This is a genomic window from Longimicrobium sp., from assembly GCF_036388275.1.
GTDB lineage: Bacteria > Gemmatimonadota > Gemmatimonadetes > Longimicrobiales > Longimicrobiaceae > Longimicrobium.
Map to the genome: position 1 here is coordinate 1 of NZ_DASVSF010000106.1, position 2,125 is coordinate 2,125.

Sequence of the window (2,125 nt, forward strand, 5' to 3'; positions counted from 1 at the left end):
CTACCGGAAGGCGCCGGACGCGCCGCGCGAGGATGCGTTCCGCGACCTGTTCGAGGATCCCCAGGTGCCGGTTCCGGCGCGGGTTCCCGCGGTCAAGCCTGACACCGCGCCCAAGGAACGCCAGCCTCTGCTGCATGTGCCGCTGGACGCCTTCAACGATCCGCTGGCCGCCCCGCGGAACGACCCGAAAAGCAGCACAAGCCGCTATTCCACCGGCGATTCCACGTCATCGTTCAGCACGAGCCAGGGATCGACAATGGGCACCGGCACGGTTCCGCTCTACACCACGATGCCGCCACCGCAGCCGGCGCCACCGCCGTACGGCCAGGGACCGCAAAACCTTGCGCCGCAGCCATATCGCTAGCAGCCTGTCGGACTTAACGCGACGCGGCAGCATGCGGTAGAATCCGGCGCACCCGCTTCGCATCCCCGCCGGACCCTAGCCACATGAGCAACTTCCGCCCGATCAACCGCGACATGGATTTCCTGATGCCGCCGTCGGTCGATGAATGGCTGCCGCAGCGCCATCTCGCGCGGTTCGTGGCAGAGGTGATCGAGGGCCTGGACCTGCGGTCCATGACCGGCAGCTACCGTGGCTCGGGCGAGGCGTCCTACCACCCAAGGCTGCTGCTGGGCCTGATCATCTACGGCTACGCCACCGGGGTGTTTTCCAGCCGCGCCCTGGAACGGGCGACGCATGATTCGGTGGCATTCCGCTACGTCGCCGCCAATCAGCATCCCGACCACGACACCATCGCCACGTTCCGGCGCCGCTTCCTCAAACAGATCGAAGCGCTGTTCGTGCAGGTGCTGGGTGTGGCTCGCGAGATGGGCGTGTTGAAGCTTGGCACGGTAGCGCTCGATGGCACCAAGATCCACGCCAATGCCAGCCGGCACAGCGCGTTGTCGTACGCGCACGCGAGCAAGATCGAGGCGCAGTTGAAAGCTGAAGTCGCTGATCTGCTGGGTAAGGCGGAGGCGGCCGACCAGGCGGATATGCCGGACGGGATGCAGGTGCCTGAGGAACTGGCGCGGCGGGAGACGCGGCTGGCCGAGATCGCCCGCGCCAAAGCGGTGATCGAGGCGCGGGCGAAGGAGCGCCATGCCCGCGAGCGCGCCGCGTATGACGCCAGGATGGCGGCCCGCGACGCCAAGGCGGCGCAGACAGGCAAGAAGCCTGGCGGCCGGGTGCCGCAGCCGCCGGCGGAAGGTCCGCTGCCGAGCGATCAGGTCAATCTGACGGACGAAGCATCGCGGATCATGCCGGTGGCCGGCGGCGGGTTCGAGCAGTGCTACAACGCCCAGGCGGCGGTGGCGGCGGACAGCCTGCTGGTGGTGGCCACCGATGTGGTGCAGGCGCCGAACGACAAGCAGCAGCTTGAGCCAATGCTGGGTAAGCTGGCCGAACTGCCCGGCGAACTGGGCAAGGTGGGCGCGTTGCTTGCCGACAATGGCTATTTTAGCGAGGCCAACGTGAACGCCTGCGCCGCCACCGGGATCGAACCGGTGATCGCGATGGGGCGTGAGGCGCACCACCCCTCGCTGGCCGAACGTTTCGCGGCAGACCCGCTGCCGCCGAAGGAGCCCACGCCGCTGGAAGCGATGCGCCATCGGCTTCAGACGAAACACGGCAAGGCACGCTACGCCCTGCGCAAGCAGACCGCCGAGCCGGTGTTCGGCATCATCAAGTCGGTGCTCGGGTTCCGACAGTTCCTGCTGCGTGGCCTCAACAAGGTGCGCGGTGAATGGAGCCTCGTGACCATGGCGTGGAACCTGAAGCGGATGTTTTGTCTGGCAGGGGTGAACTGAGCCAGATCGCGCCCTGTTCGCGGCGATCCGGTGCGTTTGTGAGGGCACTGTGATCGGTGTTACGATGGCCGAGCTCTCAAGCGCGGCTTCCGCTATCCGGCTACACGTCGGAGGCCGTGATGCCGGCGCAAACAACCTTTCCCGCTAAACATCGCCAAACTAACTCCGACAGGCTGCTAGAGGATCGGGTCCGGTCGCACGTGTTTCTCTGCATGTTGGCCTATTACCTCGAATGGCATATGCGCCAGAAGCTGGCACCGATGCTGTTCGATGACACCGACAAGGAGCAGGCCGAGGCGCGACGCAAGAGCGTGGT

Annotated in this window: 2 protein-coding genes and 1 pseudogene; all 3 read left to right on the top strand. The window is 66.2% G+C overall.

Translation table 11 applies throughout. From position 1 onward, the window contains the following. Positions 1-364, top strand: a pseudogene (locus VF632_RS23375) (hypothetical protein); the annotation flags it as partial. Positions 365-447: 83 nt separating this feature from the next. Then, positions 448-1,809 (top strand): IS1182 family transposase, encoded by a 1,362-nt coding sequence (locus tag VF632_RS23380; protein WP_331025352.1) that lies wholly within the window; start codon positions 448-450, stop codon positions 1,807-1,809. A gap of 119 nt (positions 1,810-1,928) precedes the next feature. Then, a partial coding sequence (locus tag VF632_RS23385) for a hypothetical protein (protein ID WP_331025353.1) occupies positions 1,929-2,125 on the top strand: 197 nt, incomplete at its 3' end.